At 37.9% G+C, this 19,592-nt stretch carries 16 protein-coding genes; 12 read left to right on the forward strand and 4 right to left on the reverse strand.

All coding sequences use genetic code 11. The features are described 5' to 3' along the window. Positions 1-188 precede the first annotated feature (188 nt). The 5 genes from ACHZAX_RS10075 (at position 189) to ACHZAX_RS10095 (ending at position 5,433) form a co-directional block, all read left to right on the forward strand. Entirely contained in the window at positions 189-1,616 is a 1,428-nt protein-coding gene (locus ACHZAX_RS10075) for a DUF1593 domain-containing protein (protein ID WP_320019017.1), read from the forward strand. A 73-nt stretch (positions 1,617-1,689) separates the two neighbouring features. Then, on the forward strand, positions 1,690-2,679 hold the full coding sequence (locus ACHZAX_RS10080) for an alpha/beta hydrolase (protein WP_320019018.1): 990 nt from the start codon (positions 1,690-1,692) through the stop codon (positions 2,677-2,679). 487 nt (positions 2,680-3,166) lie between these two features. Beyond that, positions 3,167-4,624, forward strand: a complete 1,458-nt coding sequence (locus tag ACHZAX_RS10085; protein ID WP_101308588.1) for an NAD(P)/FAD-dependent oxidoreductase — start codon at positions 3,167-3,169, stop codon at positions 4,622-4,624. A 32-nt stretch (positions 4,625-4,656) separates the two neighbouring features. Next, positions 4,657-4,815 carry a hypothetical protein gene (locus ACHZAX_RS10090; RefSeq protein ID WP_180327202.1) on the forward strand — a complete coding sequence of 53 codons (159 nt, stop codon included), beginning with the start codon at positions 4,657-4,659 and terminating at the stop codon, positions 4,813-4,815. A gap of 171 nt (positions 4,816-4,986) precedes the next feature. Further along, complete coding sequence (locus tag ACHZAX_RS10095) at positions 4,987-5,433, forward strand: NanQ anomerase/TabA/YiaL family protein (protein ID WP_143470828.1); 447 nt, start codon at positions 4,987-4,989, stop codon at positions 5,431-5,433. 230 nt (positions 5,434-5,663) lie between these two features. Here the strand turns inward: ACHZAX_RS10095 and ACHZAX_RS10100 are convergent, their stop codons facing one another. Both ACHZAX_RS10100 and ACHZAX_RS10105 read right to left on the reverse strand, forming a co-directional pair. Further along, on the reverse strand, positions 5,664-5,963 hold the full coding sequence (locus tag ACHZAX_RS10100) for an FAD-dependent oxidoreductase (RefSeq protein WP_320019019.1): 300 nt from the start codon (positions 5,961-5,963) through the stop codon (positions 5,664-5,666). Beyond that, complete coding sequence (locus tag ACHZAX_RS10105; RefSeq protein ID WP_320019020.1) at positions 5,933-6,706, reverse strand: FAD-dependent oxidoreductase; 774 nt, start codon at positions 6,704-6,706, stop codon at positions 5,933-5,935. Before ACHZAX_RS10105 ends, ACHZAX_RS10100 begins: the two co-directional genes overlap by 31 nt. Before the next feature lie 145 nt (positions 6,707-6,851). On the opposite strand from ACHZAX_RS10105, the gene trhO reads away from it, so the two are divergent. The 3 genes from trhO to ACHZAX_RS10120 all read left to right on the forward strand — a co-directional run bounded on the left by trhO (position 6,852) and on the right by ACHZAX_RS10120 (position 10,004). Further along, on the forward strand, positions 6,852-7,907 hold the full coding sequence (gene trhO / locus ACHZAX_RS10110) for an oxygen-dependent tRNA uridine(34) hydroxylase TrhO (RefSeq protein ID WP_101308591.1): 1,056 nt from the start codon (positions 6,852-6,854) through the stop codon (positions 7,905-7,907). Positions 7,908-8,648: 741 nt separating this feature from the next. Beyond that, a complete protein-coding gene (locus tag ACHZAX_RS10115; RefSeq protein WP_101308592.1) occupies positions 8,649-9,650 on the forward strand; it encodes a tRNA dihydrouridine synthase in 1,002 nt (333 codons plus the stop codon). 105 nt (positions 9,651-9,755) lie between these two features. Then, positions 9,756-10,004 carry a hypothetical protein gene (locus tag ACHZAX_RS10120; RefSeq protein ID WP_101308593.1) on the forward strand — a complete coding sequence of 83 codons (249 nt, stop codon included), beginning with the start codon at positions 9,756-9,758 and terminating at the stop codon, positions 10,002-10,004. Between the two features lie 406 nt (positions 10,005-10,410). Here the strand turns inward: ACHZAX_RS10120 and ACHZAX_RS10125 are convergent, their stop codons facing one another. Further along, a complete protein-coding gene (locus tag ACHZAX_RS10125; RefSeq protein WP_101308600.1) occupies positions 10,411-11,112 on the reverse strand; it encodes a DNA-binding domain-containing protein in 702 nt (233 codons plus the stop codon). A gap of 715 nt (positions 11,113-11,827) precedes the next feature. Here ACHZAX_RS10125 and ACHZAX_RS10130 point away from each other — a divergent pair. The 4 genes from ACHZAX_RS10130 (at position 11,828) to ACHZAX_RS10145 (ending at position 17,749) form a co-directional block, all read left to right on the forward strand. Then, the gene (locus ACHZAX_RS10130) at positions 11,828-12,895 is read left to right on the forward strand and encodes a hypothetical protein (protein WP_320019021.1); all 1,068 of its coding nucleotides are present in this window, start codon (positions 11,828-11,830) and stop codon (positions 12,893-12,895) included. A gap of 344 nt (positions 12,896-13,239) precedes the next feature. Continuing rightward, complete coding sequence (locus ACHZAX_RS10135) at positions 13,240-14,538, forward strand: DUF4917 family protein (RefSeq protein ID WP_320019022.1); 1,299 nt, start codon at positions 13,240-13,242, stop codon at positions 14,536-14,538. Positions 14,539-15,236: 698 nt separating this feature from the next. Continuing rightward, positions 15,237-16,013, forward strand: coding sequence for a nucleoside triphosphate pyrophosphohydrolase (gene mazG / locus ACHZAX_RS10140; RefSeq protein ID WP_101308604.1), 777 nt, complete (start codon positions 15,237-15,239; stop codon positions 16,011-16,013). Positions 16,014-16,453: 440 nt separating this feature from the next. After that, entirely contained in the window at positions 16,454-17,749 is a 1,296-nt protein-coding gene (locus ACHZAX_RS10145) for a glycosyltransferase family 4 protein (RefSeq protein ID WP_394698257.1), read from the forward strand. Positions 17,750-17,755: 6 nt separating this feature from the next. On the opposite strand, the gene cbiD is transcribed toward ACHZAX_RS10145, so the two are convergent. After that, complete coding sequence (cbiD, locus tag ACHZAX_RS10150; protein ID WP_320019024.1) at positions 17,756-19,576, reverse strand: cobalt-precorrin-5B (C(1))-methyltransferase CbiD; 1,821 nt, start codon at positions 19,574-19,576, stop codon at positions 17,756-17,758. Positions 19,577-19,592: the final 16 nt, after the last annotated feature.

The raw sequence follows: 19,592 nt of genomic DNA on the forward strand, positions 1-19,592 counted from the left end.
TTACAGCTTGTGAAAATAAGCTTAATTTCTTTGAATGTGAATTTTTAGTGCGACAATACAATCTGATGAAGAGATATTACATATATTAATAATTTTATCAATAAAGAATTTCGGTCAATTTTCCGGCAAAACTGACATACACATTAAATAGTATATTTGTAACACGTTTAATCTAAGAATAATTAAAAATGAAAATCTTAATTTTTTCCATCCTGTTTTCCTTTGTATGCAACTGCGCTTCTGGTCAAATAAATAAAAATAACAGGGTAATAATATTATCGGATATTGAAGCAGATCCTGATGATACACAATCTTTTGTTCGTCTATTCTTATATTCAAATGATATTGAAATTAAAGGGTTAATTGCTACGACTTCCTGCTGGCTTAAAAATAATGTCAATCCAGAATCAATCACAAAAATAATTCAAGCCTATTCCAAAGTACAACCCAACCTTATAAAACATGATGTAAATTTCCCGGAAGCTAAAACGTTATTTTCATTGGTAAAGAAAGGTTTACCCAAATATGGAATGTCAGGCGTTGGAGAAAAGAAAAACTCAGAAGGTTCAAACTGGATCATAAAAGTGCTTGAAGAAAAAGATGAACGCCCCTTATGGATTTCAGTATGGGGCGGAGCAAATACACTTGCACAGGCACTTTATCAGATAAAACATACAAAATCTGAAAAAGAAGCTGCGGAATTAATTAAAAAATTAAGAGTTTATACCATTTCAGATCAGGATGACAGCGGTATTTGGATTCGAAATAATTTTCCTGACTTGTTTTATATAGTCAGTCCGGGCGATGATTATGGAAGTTCAACATGGATTGGCATGAACAGTTTTGTAACTGGAATAAGCAACGAAAAAATCAGCAATACGTGGTTAACTAAAAATATTCAGCAAGAACACGGTCCTCTTGGGGCTGTATATCCCGATGTTGCATGGGGAATGGAAGGAGATACTCCGGCATTTTTGCCTTTGATCCCAAATGGTTTAAATAATTCTGAGCACCCTGAATGGGGTGGCTGGGGTGGCAGATATGAGTATTATAAACCAGACTTTAAAACCCAAAAGAAAGGCAATTCCGGTGTGCCGTTTGAGCCTGAAACCAGAGAAATATGGACAAATGCTGTGGATAGCTATGTCCCTTACGTTTTGAATGAATATGGAAGAAATGTAAAAATGGATACACTAACTTTTAGTGATAATAAAGTTTCATTATGGCGTTGGCGAGATGATTTTCAAAATGATTTCGCCGCAAGAATGGACTGGTGCACAAAAACATATGAAGAAGCCAATCATCCTCCTGTTCCTGTTTTGAGTACACCCGAACAAATCACAGTAAAATCGGGTGAGATATTCGATTTGGATGCCTTTGATACCACCGACCCCGATGGTGATGGTTTCAGTTTTCTTTGGTTTAACTATCCTGAGGCAGGCACCTATAAAAAATTGATTAAAGTTAATGGAGCCGAAAATGCACATGGAGCCAATGTTCTGGCCCCAAAAGTTGACAAAGAAGAAACAGCTCACTTTATAGTAAGAGTAACAGATAAAGGCGAACCTCAGTTATCAAGGTATAAAAGGGTAATTGTTAGAATATTGCCAAAATAAAATGCAGCCACTAACAGAACATTAAAAAAGACCATATAATCTAAATAGTAACCACTAATTTTAAAATGTAATAATGATTAGCAAACGAATTTTAGCCACAACATGTATTTTATTTTCCTTTTTGTTGGGAATGGCTCAAACCAAGAATACCCCCTCCTTCCCTGTGGATACATCCTACACCTTAAATCACCAATATCAGAAATACAAAAAGCACTTTCCTTATTTAATTCCTGCAAGAGATGAGACGCCTTCTGGTGTATTAGACGAAAGAGATGTTGTTTATACAACAATTGAAAATACAAAGTTTGGTAAACGAGATTTGCATGCAGATCTTTTCCGACCGGAAAAGGAAGGCAAATATCCGGTTTTAGTGCTTGTGCACGGCGGAGCATGGCGAGCCGGTAATAAATCATTACTGGTGCCCATGGCTCAGAAAATTGCAGAAAAAGGTTTTGTTACTGTAGCTGTCGAATATCAATTGGCTTTAGAAGCTCCTTATCCGGCAGCTGTTCACAACATTAAAGCCGCAATTCGATGGCTGCGCGCCAATGCCGAAAAATACAATATTGACCCGCAAAAAATTGCCATTACCGGTTGCTCTGCAGGTGGACATCTGGCTTCATTAGCAGGTGTAACCAATGGTCTTGAACATTTCGAAGGGACAATGGGGAATGAATCTTTCTCAAGTTCAGTTCAAGCCATTATTGACATTGATGGAGTAATTAATTTTCTGGCTCCCGCTTCTCTAAATATCAAAAGATCATCCAAATCGCCGGATGTTCAGTGGATAGGAGGCAGTTATAGCGAAACTCCTGATACCTGGAAAGAAGTATCGCCAATTTACTGGGCCAATGAGAATACGGTTCCCTTTTTATTTATCAATAGCGGCTACTCAAAATATCATGCCGGACAAGATGAGCTAATTGGTATACTTAATGAATTTGGAATCTACAACGAAGTGCACAAATTCAACGTTAAAATGCATACTTTCTGGTTATTCCATCCCTACATTGATGGAACTGTTGAATACATGGCTGATTTTATGAACAAGATATTTAAATAGAGGCATAGACAATTCGTTTTATTTCAACTTATAAATATCCTTCTAAAAGAGGAAGTCCAAAAAGTAATGTCTTGTATCGGACTGTCATGTTGAGCGAAATCGAAACATCTGTTTTCAAAGTGAAAGATTCTTCGTCCCGATTCATCGGGATCAGAATGACAATAAAAATGAACTTTTCGGACATCCTCTTTTTTCTTCTGTTTGTTATTTGTTTCAGCAATCATAAGTTTATAAAGATTCTAAACAAATAAAATCTTCCTCCAAAAGCCCAATACTTTCAAGCTCAAAGCTCTAATCCGTAATCTGCAAAAAATCAAAATCAGCAATAAAACACGAATATCTCAAACCATACATCTAGATATCTGAATATTATTCTTTAAATTAGATAATTAACAAAAGAAAACTGAATGATTGACATTTACTTTTCTTAAACAGATTGTATTTGAATTACATACAAACCGACACATACTCTAAATTCAAATAAATTATGGCCAAAATCGTTGTTTTAGGAGCAGGAATTTCAGGACATACTGCTGCTGCATTTATCAAGAAAAAATTAGGAAAAAAGCATGATGTTGTTGTTGTTTCTCCAAACAGTTATTACCAGTGGATTCCTTCCAACATTTGGGTTGGAGTAGGCCGCATGAGCGTTGATCAGGTTCGGTTCAAGCTAAAAAAAGTATACGATAAATGGAAAATCGACTTTAAGCAAGCCAAAGCTGTATCGATCCATCCGGAAGGCAATCAGGAAATTACCAAAGGGTTCGTAAGCATTGAATACACCGATCCTGAAAGAAAAGGTGAAACAGAGCAGATTGATTACGACTATCTGGTAAATGCAACCGGACCGAAACTTAATTTTGAAGGCACCCCGGGATTAGGTCCCGGTAAAAATACAGAGTCGGTTTGCTCCTGCGATCATGCCATTCACGCATGGGAAAAACTACAAGCTTGCTTCAAAAAAATGGAGGCCGGCGAAAAACAAACCTTTCTTATTGGAACAGGCCATTCGATGGCAACCTGCCAAGGAGCTGCTTTCGAGTACATTTTAAATGTTTCCTACGAAATAAGAAAACGGAAACTGGAACATTTGGCAGAATTAATTTGGATCACTAATGAATATGAATTGGGCGATTTTGGAATGGGTGGCGCTTTTATTAAACGTGGCGGTTACATCACTTCAACCAAAGTGTTTGCAGAATCTTTCTTAATTGAAAACGGAATTAAATGGATTAAGCGTGCAGGCGTATTCGAAATTGAACCCGGCAAAGCAAATTACGAAACTCTCGATGGCGAAAAGAATTCCGTTGCATTCGATTTCTCGATGCTGATTCCCGGCTTCTCGGGGGTTGGTTTAAAAGCCTTTGGTAAAAATAACGAAGACATCACCTCTACTGTTTTTGCTCCCAACGGATTCACTAAGGTAGATGCGGATTACGCAGCAAAAGATTTTGAGGAATGGAAAGCTGCCGATTGGCCTGAAACTTACCGCAATCCAACCTATCCAAACATATTTGCCCCGGGAATTGCTTTTGCTCCTCCACATTCCATTTCAAAACCAATGAAGAGCAAAAACGGAACGGCCATTTTCCCTGCTCCACCACGCACCGGAATGCCGTCGGGCGTATCAGGTAAAGTGGTTGCCTTAAACATTGTAAACTTAGTTAAGAAGGGTGAACACGAATTAAAGCACAGAGCTTCGATGGCTAAAATGGGTGCTGCCTGCATTGTATCAGCAGGATTTGGCATGACCAAAGGTTCGGCTGCCACTATGACCGTTTATCCTATTGTGCAGGATTGGGACAAATATCCTGAATGGGGACGAAGCATTAAATATACCATGGGAGAACCCGGATTAGCCGGACATTGGCTAAAATGGACCATGCATTACATGTTTCTGCACAAAGCTAAAGGATACCCGTTTTGGTGGTTGTTGCCTGAGTAAAATGAAGTTGAATTTGTTAAAACAGATATACCATGAATACTACAAAAAGAAGAGGTTATTACGAAGAAGCCTATCCCCCAATGCCAACCAAAACCACCAAATTTTGGCGCAAAGAAATCTTCTATCAAACCTATCGGTTCCTTGTTCTTAATATGAAAATTATCCGAATTGTTGTAATGGGGCATTCATAAATAAGAAAAAGTAAAACGGAAAATTTACAGCTTGTAAATTTTCCGTTTTTATATTCCTCATAATTCTGCATTCTCCCACAATTCGATCTCTAAAAAATTTAAGTAAAATAAATCACCCGACCGGAACCCAAATTTTCAAGATTATTTCGAACTTTGAAAAAAATTGAAAAAATGATAATAGATAAAATTGAAAACTCACAGCTTTACGCTGGAGTAAGTGAGCGAATTGCCAAAGCATTTGCATACATCAACAGTACAGACCTGCTAAATACCGAGGTGGGGAAATATGAAATTGACGGAGAAAATGTTTTTGCTCTTGTTCAGGAATACAACACAAAAAATCTGGAAGATTGCAAACTGGAAAGTCATTTCGAACACATCGACATTCAGTATGTAATTTCGGGAACAGAAAATATGGGAGTAAGTATTTTAAGTAAGCAAATTCCTCATACAGTAAACAATGAGAAAGATGTTGCATTTTATAAAAACGATTCAACTCTTTTCGAACTAACAGAAGGAATGTTTGCTGTCTTTTTTCCAGATGATCTTCATTGCCCTTGCATTAAAAATGGTGAAAATTCGAAGGTTAAAAAACTGGTTGTAAAAATCCGCATCTAATTTTAGAAAAAATCTGCAGCTGTAAGCAAGAACTCCATTTCTGCTTACAGCTATTTTATATGATTATATTTTTTTTAGTTACCATATAGCCTGAACCAAACTTGTTTCGGGAGAACTTACCGTACTGGAATAATCACCTCCTGTATGTCAAAATATCTTTATCATGAACATTTCATGTAACTATTTTCGGCTCTTCTCTGGAAAAATAAACTGACAAAGTAATTTCTATTTTATAAAAACCGCCTAATATCAACCTCTTTGGCCAAAGGATAATCGTTAACCGAGAGAAAACGAACCATTTCGCGGGCAAAATAAGGTGCCAGCATCACTCCTTTGGTACCCAAGCCATTAAAAATTGCCACATGTTTATGAAGCGGATGTGTTCCTAAAACCGGACGACGATCGATTACGGTTGGACGTATCCCAGCCCAATGATTTACGACTGTGTAGGGCAATGAAATTAAATTATCCAAACGCCCCAGCAAGTCCATTCTGGCTTCTAGGGTAAGTTCTTCGTTCCGGTTTTCCAATCGTAGGTTGCTCCTATTTTAAACCGATTTTTCCCAAGTGGCATAACAAATAGGTTCTTATTAAAAATATAATCTTCGGATAAACCTTCGCACTCAATTTCCAGCAATTCACCTTTTGTCGGGTTAAAACCAACATCCTTAAAATAAGGATTTTCAGCAGCATGATGTCCTTCACAAAAAACAATTGTCTCGGCTGAAATTCCATGCCAGGTAATTCCCCCGCCAATAAACCCGATATCTTTGTACTTAAAATTTGCCTCTACTAATAGTCCTTTCGATTTAAAGAATTTCCGCAGTTTTTTCAGCAATTTATCCAAAAGCAGATAACCGGAGTTGGTTACCTGCCCATAAAAATCAAAATCCTTAAAGCCTTTCCCAATCGAATTGCTTCCCATCCCCACAATATAATCGGAGAAGCTGGCATCTCTCATCCTCTCTTCCCACATTTTCTTTTCATTATCCGCTAAAGGCTTTATAATATCCATCGGGAACAAGAACCGGCACCCAAGATCATTCTCCAAATCCTGATATATTTTTGTCATAACAGGCAAAACATCATCCACCATCCAGCTCTTGGTAAGCCGCTTAAAAACAATTGGATTATACATTCCTGCAGCAACACTGGAAGCAGCTCTTTTATCGGGACTCGCAACAATCGTAAAGTTAAGTCCGGCCCTGTACATATCATATGCAAGTAAAGATCCTGCTATTCCCTGTCCTACAATCAGAAATTTCTTTTCCATAAATTCTTGTTAAAATGATTCTGCAAACATAGTAATTTAAGACTAACATGTCCTAATTTATACTCATCAGTCTTTTTCGTGCTTGTTTGAATGTAAAAAACCATTACTTTTGCAATGTTTATTAATTCTAAATTAGAATAACAAAATGTTGCTTCACAATAAACTTAGCAAAGAAGAACTAAAGAAACAACTTGAAAACGAAAACTTTAGCAGAAAAACGTTTTCATTTTACCGATATGTGATTATTGAAAATCCACAGGAATTTCGTGATAAATTGTATCAGAAATGGTTTGAATTAAAGGGCAAGGGAAGAATATACATTGCCCGCGAAGGGATAAATGCGCAGATGAGCATGCCCGAACACCATTTGGAAGAGTTCTTTTCTTACTTAAACAGCTTGCCCGAATTGCAGGATATGCCCATAAAATGGGCGGTTGAAGATGATGGAAAATCGTTTTACAAACTAATTGTAAAGCTTCGTCCTAAAATTGTTGCCGACGGATTAAACGACAACGCATTTGATGTTACCAATGTGGGAAATCACCTCTCTCCGCTCGAGTTTCACGAGCAGGTAAGTGATCCCGGTACTATCGTGGTAGATATGCGCAACCATTACGAAAGTGAAGTCGGGCATTTCGAAAACGCCATTTGTCCCGATGCCGATACTTTTCGCGAAGAAATAGACATTGTGGTTGATAATTTAAAGGATAAAAAAGATCAGAAAGTTTTACTTTACTGCACCGGAGGAATTCGCTGCGAAAAAGCCAGTGCTTACTTAAAGCATCACGGTTTCGAAGATGTAAACCAATTGCATGGCGGTATAATTGCCTATGCACAGGAAATAAAACAACTCGGACTGGAATCTAAATTCAGAGGAAAGAATTTTGTGTTTGATGAACGATTGGGCGAAAGCATCAACGAAGAAGTAATTGCCAAGTGTCACCAATGTGGCAAGGCCTGCGATACTCATACCAATTGTGCCAACAACGATTGCCATTTGCTCTTTATTCAGTGCGGCGAATGCCGCGATCATTATAAGGGGTGCTGTACCGATGAGTGTGCTGAAATTATTCAATTGCCCTTGGAAGAACGCATCCTTTTGCGGTCGAAATTCCACCATAAATACAGCAAAAGTCAGATTTACAGACAGCGAATCAGACCGAAGCTAAATCAATTACAAATTAGGAATGATAAGTTATGAATTCCCCCTAAAGGGATACAATTTTCAAGGTACAAGAAAAATAAGGTACAAGGAAAATAAGGTACAAGGAACAAGGAGAAAGGAAAAAGGAACAAGGAAAAAGGAACAAGGAGAAAGGAAAAAGGAGAAAGGAACAAGGAGAAAGGAGAAAGTAAGGAACACAAACCATCATTTGCACCGTGCTTTAGACCGGCGATACAAGGAAAAAAAAATGTCATCCTGAACGAAGTGAAGGATCTCTTCATTGGAAACAGATCCCTCGATTCCTCGGGATGACAAAAAAGCAACAAGTAATAAGAATGCATCATTTGAGTCGTGCTTTAGTCCGGCGATACAAGGAAAAAAAAATGTCATCCTGAACGAAGTGAAGGATCTCTTCATTGGAAACAGATCCCTCGATTCCTCGGGATGACAAAAAAGCAACAAGTAATAAGAATGCATCATCTGAGTCGTGCTTTAGTCCGGCGATACAAGGAAAAAAAAATGTCATCCTGAACGAAGTGAAGGATCTCTTCATTGGAAACAGATCCCTCGATTCCTCGGGATGACAAAAAAGCAACAAGTAATAAGAATGCATCATCTGAGTCGTGCTTTAGCCCGGCGATACAAGGGAAAAAAATGTCATCCTGAACGAAGTGAAGGATCTCTTCGATGGAGTCGGATTCCTCGGGATGAAGTAGTAAAAACAAAGACGCTGTCAGGTTCTTCGAACGCTTACAGGTCGATAATTTATAATTAAACATGAGCAATTTTTGGCACAACATACCAACTCCCAGCTTCTCACTCGCTCCTATGGAAGACGTGACCGATACCTCGTTTCGCGAGATTGTTTTACAAACTTCGCAGGAAGGGAAACTGAACATTCTATTCTCAGAATTTACTTCGGTTGAAGGTATGTGCCATCCCGTAGGACACGAAAAGGTAAAGCACCGCCTGCGGATTAACGATTCGGAGAAAGCATTGCTAAAGCAGAAAAACGTGAAGATAATTGCACAGATTTGGGGAAAAGATCCGGAGAAATACTACAAAACTGCTCAATACATTGCCCGGGAAACCGACTTTGACGGCATAGACATCAACATGGGCTGTCCGGTAAAGAATGTGGTGAAAAACGGATGCTGTTCGGCACTTATTGCACAGCCCGATCTGGCCAAAGAAATTATATTGGCCACCAAAGAGGCCACCAATCTGCCTTTGAGCGTAAAAACCCGCATTGGCTTTAAGCAGGTAGTTACCGAATCGTGGATTTCCCACCTTTTGGAAATGCCGATTGATGCGCTCACCATTCACGGACGCATACAAAAACAACTGTCAAACGGACTGGCCGACTGGAACGAAATCGCGAAAGCGGTGCAATTAAGAAATCAACTCGCACCGAATATTAAAATAATTGGTAACGGCGACGTGGAATCGTACGAAGAAGGACTGCAAAAAGTGGCACAGTACGGCGTAGATGGCGTGATGGCAGGCCGTGGTATTTTCAAGAATCCCTGGTTCTTTTATCCCGATAAGGGAGAAGTGAGCATGGACGAAAAGCTGGCCCTGCTGAAAGAGCACACCCGCGTTTTCGATACAACCTGGGGAAGTGAAAAGAATTTCGCTATTCTGCGGCGTTTCTTTAAGATTTACACCAGTGGATTTGCCGGCGCTTCGGCTCTGCGCAATACTTTAATGAACTCACACAATGCAAAGGAAGTTTACGAAATGCTCAATCAGTTTGCAGCTGGCAAAATAAACAGTTAAAAAGTAAAGTGGAATAATTGTTCTAATTTGTTACGCAACCTATTGCTCCTTTCAGCATCAGTAAATTAGACTTAATTATTCGCCCAAAATTTACAACAGTTAGTTATGAAGCCATTTACCTCAGCAATGATTATTCTTCTATTAACCCTTTGCCATTTTGTCGACATTGAAAGTAGAAAGAACTCCGATTACACAACAGGAAACAGCAAAAAGAACAATCGCCCGACAATAGAGAGTAAAACATTTAACAACATCGAATACGAAAAAGCTGTCATTGAATCCTTACGCACCGACACGGTTTATTACTCCTACAAAAACTCCGGACCAACAGAAATTTACGACGATCTGAACTAAATATTCGAATGAGTTCCGCTCTTCGAAAATCACCATTTAAAATGGGAGAATCGTTCACAAACAAAATCTTCCCATCTTAAACGGAACACTTCGCCCCTGTACTATCTGGTTTTAGAATCAACACTGAAAGAACCCGAAAGAGTCTTTTTTTTGTACTGCATTTTTTGAATTCCCTGTTCGATTGCTGTACAAGTACTAGTACAGGTATCGGACAAGTACTTGTACAGGTATCGGACTACTACTTGTACAGGTATCGGACCACTACTTGTACAGGCATCGGACCACTACTTGTACAGGCATCGGACAAGTACTGGTCTTATTCTAAAAACAGGTATAAGTGGTAATATCCTGACAAAATAAAAGCCAATTCGTAAAAAATTGGCTTTTATAACAATCAATAAAACAATTAACTAACAGGTACAAGATCAATTAGCAAACGACCTGCTTTAATATTTTTACGATTCTTTTTTGCCGCTCTTACCTCTACCTGAAAACTTCCTGTTTTTAAGGCTTCAGGCACAAAAAACAACAATTCAGAGGGTTTGTTTTTCACCACATCAGCAACCTTGGTTACCACACCATCACCCGCGATAAAAAAGATTCCCTGATCATCATCTTCCTCATCGAATTTTAAAAGCGATCCTTTTAGGGAAGCAATCTGACCCGGACTAAAGGTCTCGTTTACGGCTTTGGTTTTTAAATCGGTAAATTGTTGAATTACTGGCTGTGCCGCAGATATTTCTACCTTGCGCAATTCGATATTCCCAACCGCTTCGGACAAACGACTGCCGGCATTCAGCTTCAAACGAATAGAATGACGTGATTTATCGAAACTATCGCTCTGATTAACAAACACACCCGAAATACTCGGATACACCTTAAACAGCTCGGTGTTTACATTGTTGCCACTGGCCACGGCCTGCACCACAGCGTAATTAAATTCTTCGATTACCGATAAGGCCTCCGCCTTGGTTACGGTAGAGCCTTTGCCAATCATTTGCTCAACAATTTGCTCTGTGCCAATGGTTTCGTTATCGGTTACCATGCCCATGTAATCATCAGGATCATCAGTAAGATGATTCGGAATTAATCCGTATCTTAACGTCATAATTTGAAAAAATTATATAAAAGGGACAGGGCCCGTTGGCTGCATTTCCTACCCGCAAAAGTTGAAGATGCTCGGCCAATGGGTTGCCTGTTTTTTTTGTATTGTTAAAAGGCGGCTATTTGTTGCCAAACCCCCTCCCTACGTAACAAAAACAGATTGAAACTATTCAATTATCTCCACATATCAAAACCATAATTGGTAAAACAGATCCATTTTTATGCTAACAAGCACACATCAACCCGCGGCATACTTTCTGTTTGCAGGGCTTTTGAGGGAAACTGTAAAAAATGTTAAATTTATCAGATTCTCAAAAATTCACCACAACAGCTCACAGCACATAAACAGACATTTATTCCTGACTAACAACACTAAATCCTTAATAAATCAATTTTCCTTAATAAAGCCAGGCTGGCAACACAAGGTACAAACCCCTGACTGCGAATCCTTTCTTCACTATTTATATTGATAATGAATAAGCGAAGCTACTCTCCTATTTTTATTTTATGCTTACTTTTAGGGGTGTTTGTAAAAAACAGGAGGAACTTACACTGCCACAAGTAAAACATCTCTTGCAAAAATAAAAAACCCATTAGGCGTAATATTAGCGGATAACAAAAAGGATAACAACAACTTACACAAAACAACAGATAAGTGATATAAAGTACATTGTACTTTGCACATACGTTACCTGCCATACTGAACTAAAAACATGAACATGGAAAGTGAAAAAGACATTCTACTAAAAGAATTCCTTGATAGATGGACATTGAAAAAAGTCAAAGCAATGACACTTTCTGAATATAATCAATTGGGAAATACTGATACTTTTTGTTATTGGGTTGAGCATAGAACAAAAAAGATTGCTAATATATCAGGTCCATCAACTTCATTCAAATTCGAGATTTTTGAGAGAGAGGACAAAAACAAATTTTATAATACAACAGACTTTAACAGAGATAATGTTTATAGCTGGCGTAGTCGTGCTGGAAACACAAGAAAAGAAGCTTTCAACAAAACAAAAGTAGATATTATAAGAGTAATAAAATCTTCGTTAAAAGGAGATTTTAGAGACATTGACAGTAAAGACATTCACCTTTCTCCTCTTTTCCGGTGGAAAATTGCATTTCTATATTCGAATAAAAAGATACTCGCAATTTCAGATAAGATTGCAGTAAAATGGTTTGCAAAACAATTTGGAATGTCAAACTATAAAAATGCTCGACTGAGTTCAGCCCATGCTTTTGTTATGTCGCAAATTCCTCGAAAGGATTTTTGGAAAGAAAATGAATTAATGTGGGAGATGTATCGGAAGTTTAAAAAGAATGGGCAATCATCAACAATAAAAACTCAGAAAACGAAAATAAGAAAAGGGACTGAAAAAAAAGAAACCAAAGGATATATTCGGACAGTTCAAATTAAAAAAGAAATTTTATTATCCCGAGAACACAATCAAATTCAAAATTCGGTCTATAAAAAACTAGTTGCTACTTATGATAAGGAATCTGTGAAGATGGAAAAAAACTTCATTGATATTCGTGTTGAGCATAAAGATAAAGTAGAATACTACGAGATAAAGTGTGACAATTCTGCAACTCGCTGTATAAGGATGGCTTTAGGACAAATAATCGAATATGCATTTAATGACAATTCGCCCAAAAAGAAAGAAATTATTGTATTTGGAAACCATGAGCCCAATGGAGAGGAAGTAAAGTACATCTCTCATATTAAGAATTTACTTCCTGATTTAAGGTTCAAATACATGTATTCAATAAACCAGATATGAATTATTTAAAGGAAAAAGTACGGCAGGTAACACAGTACATATTGCAGGGCGGGGTTCAGTGGTACGCCAACTGCGGATTCTCGCATCGCAGTTCCATGTCCTTCGGACAGGAACGCTCTCCGAAATCCGCCCCGACAACATGTACCATCCGTTACCACCAAGGCAAAGAACGACAACGAGAATGAAATAGCATTATTGAGAAACACTAAGAAAATCAAATATAAGGAAGATGAGACCCAACGCACAACAGCACAATTGTTTTTCCTCAACACACAATCCAACGTTGAAAAAACAAAAGAGCTGTTTCTCCATCGCTCGGAGAATAAGCAGGTCTAGATAAACTAATGAATGGCATTTATAATGAGCTAAGAGTAATTATGAAAAAACACACAATCCTTACCTACAAAGAGGTGATTAATGAAATTCAACACAAAGAAAATCATTTATTAATTGCCAATGGTTTTAATTATGGACTTGGAGTAAATACTGGTTACGGAGCTATCTTTAATAAGATGGCAAAAAATAATAAGAAAATTTACAACGATGCTCTGAAAATGGTAGAAGATTGTGATTTCGATTTAGAGTATTTTATTGGGAAATTAGAAGAAGATATTAACGAGGATAATACTTTTCTAAGAAAATATATATCTAATAAAATCAAGCTCGATTTTATGCAGGCAACTCATGAAATTGTAAAGTCTGAAATTAAAAACATATATACAGATAAGAATGATGGGATATTTGTATTACTTAAAGAGTTTACAAACTATTTTACACTTAATTACGATTCTTTCTTGTATCTCCTGTTGCTTAAATATAAACCCATTGAAAACAAGAAGAAGAACGCAATAGCTTTCATGCCGTCTTTAAAATTTATTGAAACAGACTTAGATACAAATCAAAATAATATATACTCAGAAATAAAAAATGCACGTGTCAATGGAAAGCTTAGATTAAACTTAGGCAGTCCTAGTAATTCTTTAGAGAAAGACTGTCGTATGTTAACTAAAACGCATTTCACTACTGAAATTAAAGAGTATTCAAAAACACATAAAAAAGGTTGGCAAACAAAAGATATAGATAAAGTTGTTAAGCAAATTTTTCAAGAAGAGAAAAGCAATGAATTTTTAAGCAAGATTGATGATGGAAGTAAACAACAAACTTTATTTGATATTCCTGAATTCGTTTATGATGTAAATAGTAATACACAGAATTTATTCTTTCTACACGGAGCATTCCACATATACAAAGATGGTGAATTATATAAGAAAATAACCCAACAATCTGATAAAGCGCTGTATGAAAAATTAGAAGATGTTCTAAATAATGATGAACAAGATGTGGTTTGTGTATTTCAACGTTCCAACAAAACTGATGCTATAAATAATAATGACTATTTAAAACATTGTTTTGAAAAATTAGCTTGTCTTTCAGGCAACTTGGTAATTATTGGTAGTTCTCTAGCCGATAACGACGATCACATTTTTGAGCAGATTAATAGTTCTTCAATAGATAAAATATACATTTCAGCATTTGGAAATATGGAAGAAGTATTTGAAGCTGCCAAGTCTAAGTTTCCTAATAAAGAGATTTACCTGTTTGATGCTAAAACAATATCTTACGAAAAACCTAAAGAAGTTTAAAGATGAGTAAATTCTATGTAGTAGCAGAAATTGACAAGAATATAATCCATAATTATTATAGTCTTTAAATAAAAAGCAAAACGGAAAGACAACGCACACGTGTAAGCACATTGACAAGTCGCACAGGCCAACACTCAACCACATCTTGCCAATGAGCTTACAAGTCCCTACGCACTTTGGCAAAGCCATTTGAGAATGACAGAAAAGAAAGCCCAAGTGGTAGTCGAGTAAGCTAGGGGAATTTGACTTCGTCGATTTTCAATTCAACCCTAACTTCTCACAGAACCGTATCCCGCAAAAAATCGGGACAGGCAGCAAATCTCTCAATTCATACGGCTCTTATTATGCAGTCAATTCAATTTTAGGTTAACTGATAATCCAATGTCCAATGATAAAATAGATTGGGATAACAATTACAGATACGCCTTAACCATCTCACAGCTTTCACTTTGCTGCGCTTAAAGCCTTTGTATTTGTTCAATATCCACTTTATCAGACGATGATGCAGGTAATAAAACACGGGTTTCATGCACCGTCGATGAATTCTTCCATAATGATTTAACCAGCCACGTATTTTAGGATGGAACACTACCTGAGCCTGTTGCGCAGACCTTATTGATTTCTTTACAATCCAAATTAATCCCAAAACTCCCAAATACTTTTGTAAATTTGATCTTCGAATATAAAACGCAGAACAAATGGATAGAAAACTAAAAGCCTTTGAGCGCTTATTAAATATTATGGATCAGCTTCGCGAAGGCTGTCCGTGGGATAAAAAGCAGACCTTTGAGAGTCTGCGAACGTTGACCATCGAGGAAACCTATGAACTGGCCGATGCCATTTTAAAGGGTGAAAATCAGGAAATAAAGAAAGAATTGGGCGATATTCTGCTCCACATTGTGTTCTATGCCAAAATAGGTTCTGAAACCAACGATTTCGACATTGCTGATGTTTGCGATGGCATCAGCGAAAAGCTGATCTATCGTCATCCTCATATTTTTAGCGATACCAAAGTTGCCAATGCCAGGGAAGTGGAAGAAAACTGGGAACAACTGAAGCTAAAGGAAAAAGACGGTAACAAATCGGTTTTGGAAGGTGTTCCGCAAAGTCTGCCGGCTTTGGTAAAAGCCAACCGAATTCAGGATAAGGTACGGGGCGTAGGCTTCGACTGGGACGAAAAAGAGCAGGTTTGGGAGAAGGTGAAAGAAGAAATGATGGAATTGCAGGAAGAAATTATCAATGGCGATCAGAACAAAATGGAAGCCGAATTTGGCGACATGTTCTTTTCCTTGATTAACGCTGCACGTTTGTATGGCGTGAATCCTGAAAATGCACTGGAACGTACCAATCAAAAATTCACCAAACGATTCAATTATCTGGAAAGCAAAACCATAAAATTAGGACGAAACCTAAAAGACATGAATCTGGATGAAATGGATGAAATTTGGGAAGAGGCCAAGCAGTTTGACCAATAAGGATGAAGCTTCAAGGAGAAAGGATTAAGGATTAAAGAGAAAGGAAAAAGGAACAAGTTTAAAGGAACAAGGATTAAGGAGAAAGGAAAAAACTCAAGATCAGACGGCGTTCCGACGATTGTCATTCTGAGCGAAGCCGAAGAATCCTTTCATTAATAGGAGATGTTTTGACAGTTCCGCATAACGTATAGATATTGAATATTTCCTTTTTTGGACAGGCACTTTTTACTTTAATATTTTAACTTTAAGCTTTATACCAATTTAATTTCAAAACAGACTTTAGTTAAAATGAATTAATTTTTAGCTGTATCGAGGCAAAAAAGTAAAGCATAGCCATGTTACGATGCATCTTTTTTAACGAAGATATAGCTGAAAAGAAACATTTTATAAGGCATGTTTTGATGTTAATTTGGTATTACACACTTTCAACTTTCATTTCCATGAACATTCTTCAAATCATACCCGGTTCGGGAGGTAGTTTTTACTGCGGCAATTGTTTGCGCGACGATAAATTTCATCTTGCCATGAAAAAGCAGGGACATGAGGTAACCAAATTGCCTATGTATCTCCCCTTGTTTTCGGATGAGCATGACTTGAATGAGATTCCCGTTTTTTATGGAGCCATCAGCATTTATTTAAAACAGTTGTATCCTGTTTTCAGACATGCACCTGCCTGGATGGATCGTTTGCTGAACTCAGGCCCAATGTTAAAATTAGCGGCAGGCATGGCAGGATCAACCAATGCAAAAGGTCTGGAAGAAATGACCGTTTCGATGTTGATGGGAGAAGAAGGAAAGCAGAAAGAGGAACTCAACCGCATGGTTAGCTGGATGGCAGAATATTTGAAACCCGATGTAATTCATTTGTCGAATGCGTTGCTTTTGGGACTGGCTCCTAAATTAAAAAAGGAATTTCCGAATGCCATACTGGTTTGCTCTCTGCAAGATGAAGATGTTTGGGTTGATGCCATGAAAGACTCATTTAGAGATAAAATTTGGGCGCTGATGAGTACCAAAGCCGAATATTTGGATGCATTTATTGCTGTGAGTGATTTTTACGCGGGAGTTTCTCTGGAAAAAATGAACATTCCCAAAGAGAAAGTATTTATCAACCATTTGGGTGTTGATTCGAATGAATATACCTATGCAACTCCCCATACAAAAGACCGAAACATCGGTTACATTTCCCGAATGTGCGAAGGAAATGGTTTCGATATTATCGTTGATGCCTTTATCGAACTGAAAAAAGATACTGCCTGCCAAGATGTGAAATTGATCGTAACCGGCGGATCAACCGGTGACGACAAACCTTTACTAAAACAAGTCCGGCAAAAATTAAAAGAAGAAAGACTTTTGGAGCAGGTTGAATTTCATGAAGATTTTAACGGGGAAGGAAGGCACGAGTTCTTCAAAAAAGTGAAACTGATTTCGGTTCCTGTGCGGAATGGTGAAGCCTTTGGCTTGTATTTATTGGAAAGTATGGCTTCGGGCGTACCGGTTGTGCAACCCAATCTGGGTGCATTTGCCGAGATTGTTAATAAATCGAAAGGTGGAATCATCTACGAAAACAATACTGCAGAAGAACTTGCCTTGACTTTAAAAAAGTTATTAAACAATGAAAACAAAATTCAGGAGCTTGCTGCTTCAGGTCGAAAAGCTGTAGAAAAGGAGTTCAATATCTACACAAAAACAGATCATCTGATCAATATTTACGAACAATTACTTGCGAAGAATTAATCAGTTCTAGAAAATGTCCCCTTTATTGCTAATCAAAAGAAGCTCAAAATCGTAGTCTTCAATTAACAACATGCAAACATCAATGCATTTGCTTTTTAATGCCTTAAAAAAAGGCTCGTCTTCCGAAAATGAAAACAGCTCTTCCAGTTCTCTTCCCATTTTTATCTCTCCTATTTTTTGGATCATATCATGAGAATATTCACAATCTTTGGCCAAATCCATCAAAAACTCATGGTCTAAAACAACCTTACCGCTGTGGGTATCTAAATTACCGGCAGCCAATTTCACCGCTTTGCCAGTCATAATTCCCATGCTTACTTTTTCGGCATCCGAAGCATTAATTGTTTGCAGCATTTCGCCAATAAAATTCCCGTATTGCAGAAAAGCCAAATCACCCAAATCAGGAAACTTCTCTTTCAGATACCGTTCGCTTCTTCCTCCGGAATTTACCACAATGTGTTTGTTCCCGTTCAGCACAGCCAAGTTCAACTGTTTTTGAATGGTTTGCACATAAGCTTCCAAAGAGTAAGGCTTAATTCTTCCGGTAGTTCCGATGATGGAAATGCCGTCAACAATTCCCAGCTTGGGATTAAAAGTCTTCGCTCCCAGTTTTTTACCTAGGGGCACAAATACCGAAACATCAATACCTCTATCAATATCATACTCTTCCAGAATTTGTTTCAATTCGAAGGCAATCATCTTTCGGGGAACAGGATTTACTGCCGGTTCGCCCATGGGAATTCCCAAACCATTTAAAGTAACCGTTCCTACCCCTTCTCCTTTCACAAATCGAATGCAGTTTGCATCATTCCATTTCAAACGAACACCAATCTCCGTTCCGTCGGTAATATCAGGATCGTCACCCGAGTTTTTCACTACCGAGCACAAAGCAAAATCTTCCGCGAATCTGTTCTGATGCAATTGCATTTCACAAATTCCACCATCGGGCAAAGCAATGCGCTCTTTTTGTTGTAAATCTTCTCCAAGCAACAGTTTTAAGGTTGCTTTCGCAGATATTGCAGCACAAGTACCCGAAGTGAAACCATGCGCCAATTCTTTTCGCTCCAGTCCAAACCGATTCTTCAAATATTTCTGCAGCGTTTCCCGATTACTAATCGTTTCATCGTAGTTGGGTAAGTTGGGTCGGGCAATCACGTACAATGGAATTTGATGTTTTACCGCCAAATCCATTTTCTGATCCAACAAACCCGAATAACCACTCTCCTTGGTAATCATGGCTTCAATTCCCTCATCAACCAACAAATTTTCAATGGATTCCATGCCTTCAAATGCATCCGAAACAATCACCTTTTCCATATCAACACCTGCCTTTTGGGCAATTTCCAGTGAAGAAGGAAAATCAAGAATCCGATACCAAATATTAGAATTTGGCACGATTTTATGAATCACCGGTAAGGCTTTTACACCAACCATGGAAAGTATTTTTGCATACTTTTGTGACTGTAAATCCGTTAAAACGGATACCAAACTGTGGTGATACCGTATCCATTTGCTTTCAATTCGGGGTACTGTATCGCGCTCCACTCTAATTACCGGCAAATCCGCTTGATTTGCAGCATCTGCAATACTATGATGCAAAACTTCTGCAAAAGGATGTGCTGCATCTATCAGTAAATCAATTTCATTTTCCGCACAAAAGATGCAAACCTCTTCCACATTCATCGCACCGCAAATTCGCTGTCCAAATCTGGATTCATAATTTCCCGAACTCGTTTTTGTCGAATAAAAATGCGAAATCTCCAAATCATCCAACCAGTTAGAAGTTGCTTTCCCCTCTGTTGTTCCCCCGAATAATAATACTTTCATCTCCCCCAATTATTTA

The sequence above is a fragment of the Labilibaculum manganireducens genome (assembly GCF_963665805.2).
In the GTDB taxonomy this organism is placed as follows: Bacteria; Bacteroidota; Bacteroidia; order Bacteroidales; family Marinifilaceae; genus Labilibaculum; species Labilibaculum manganireducens.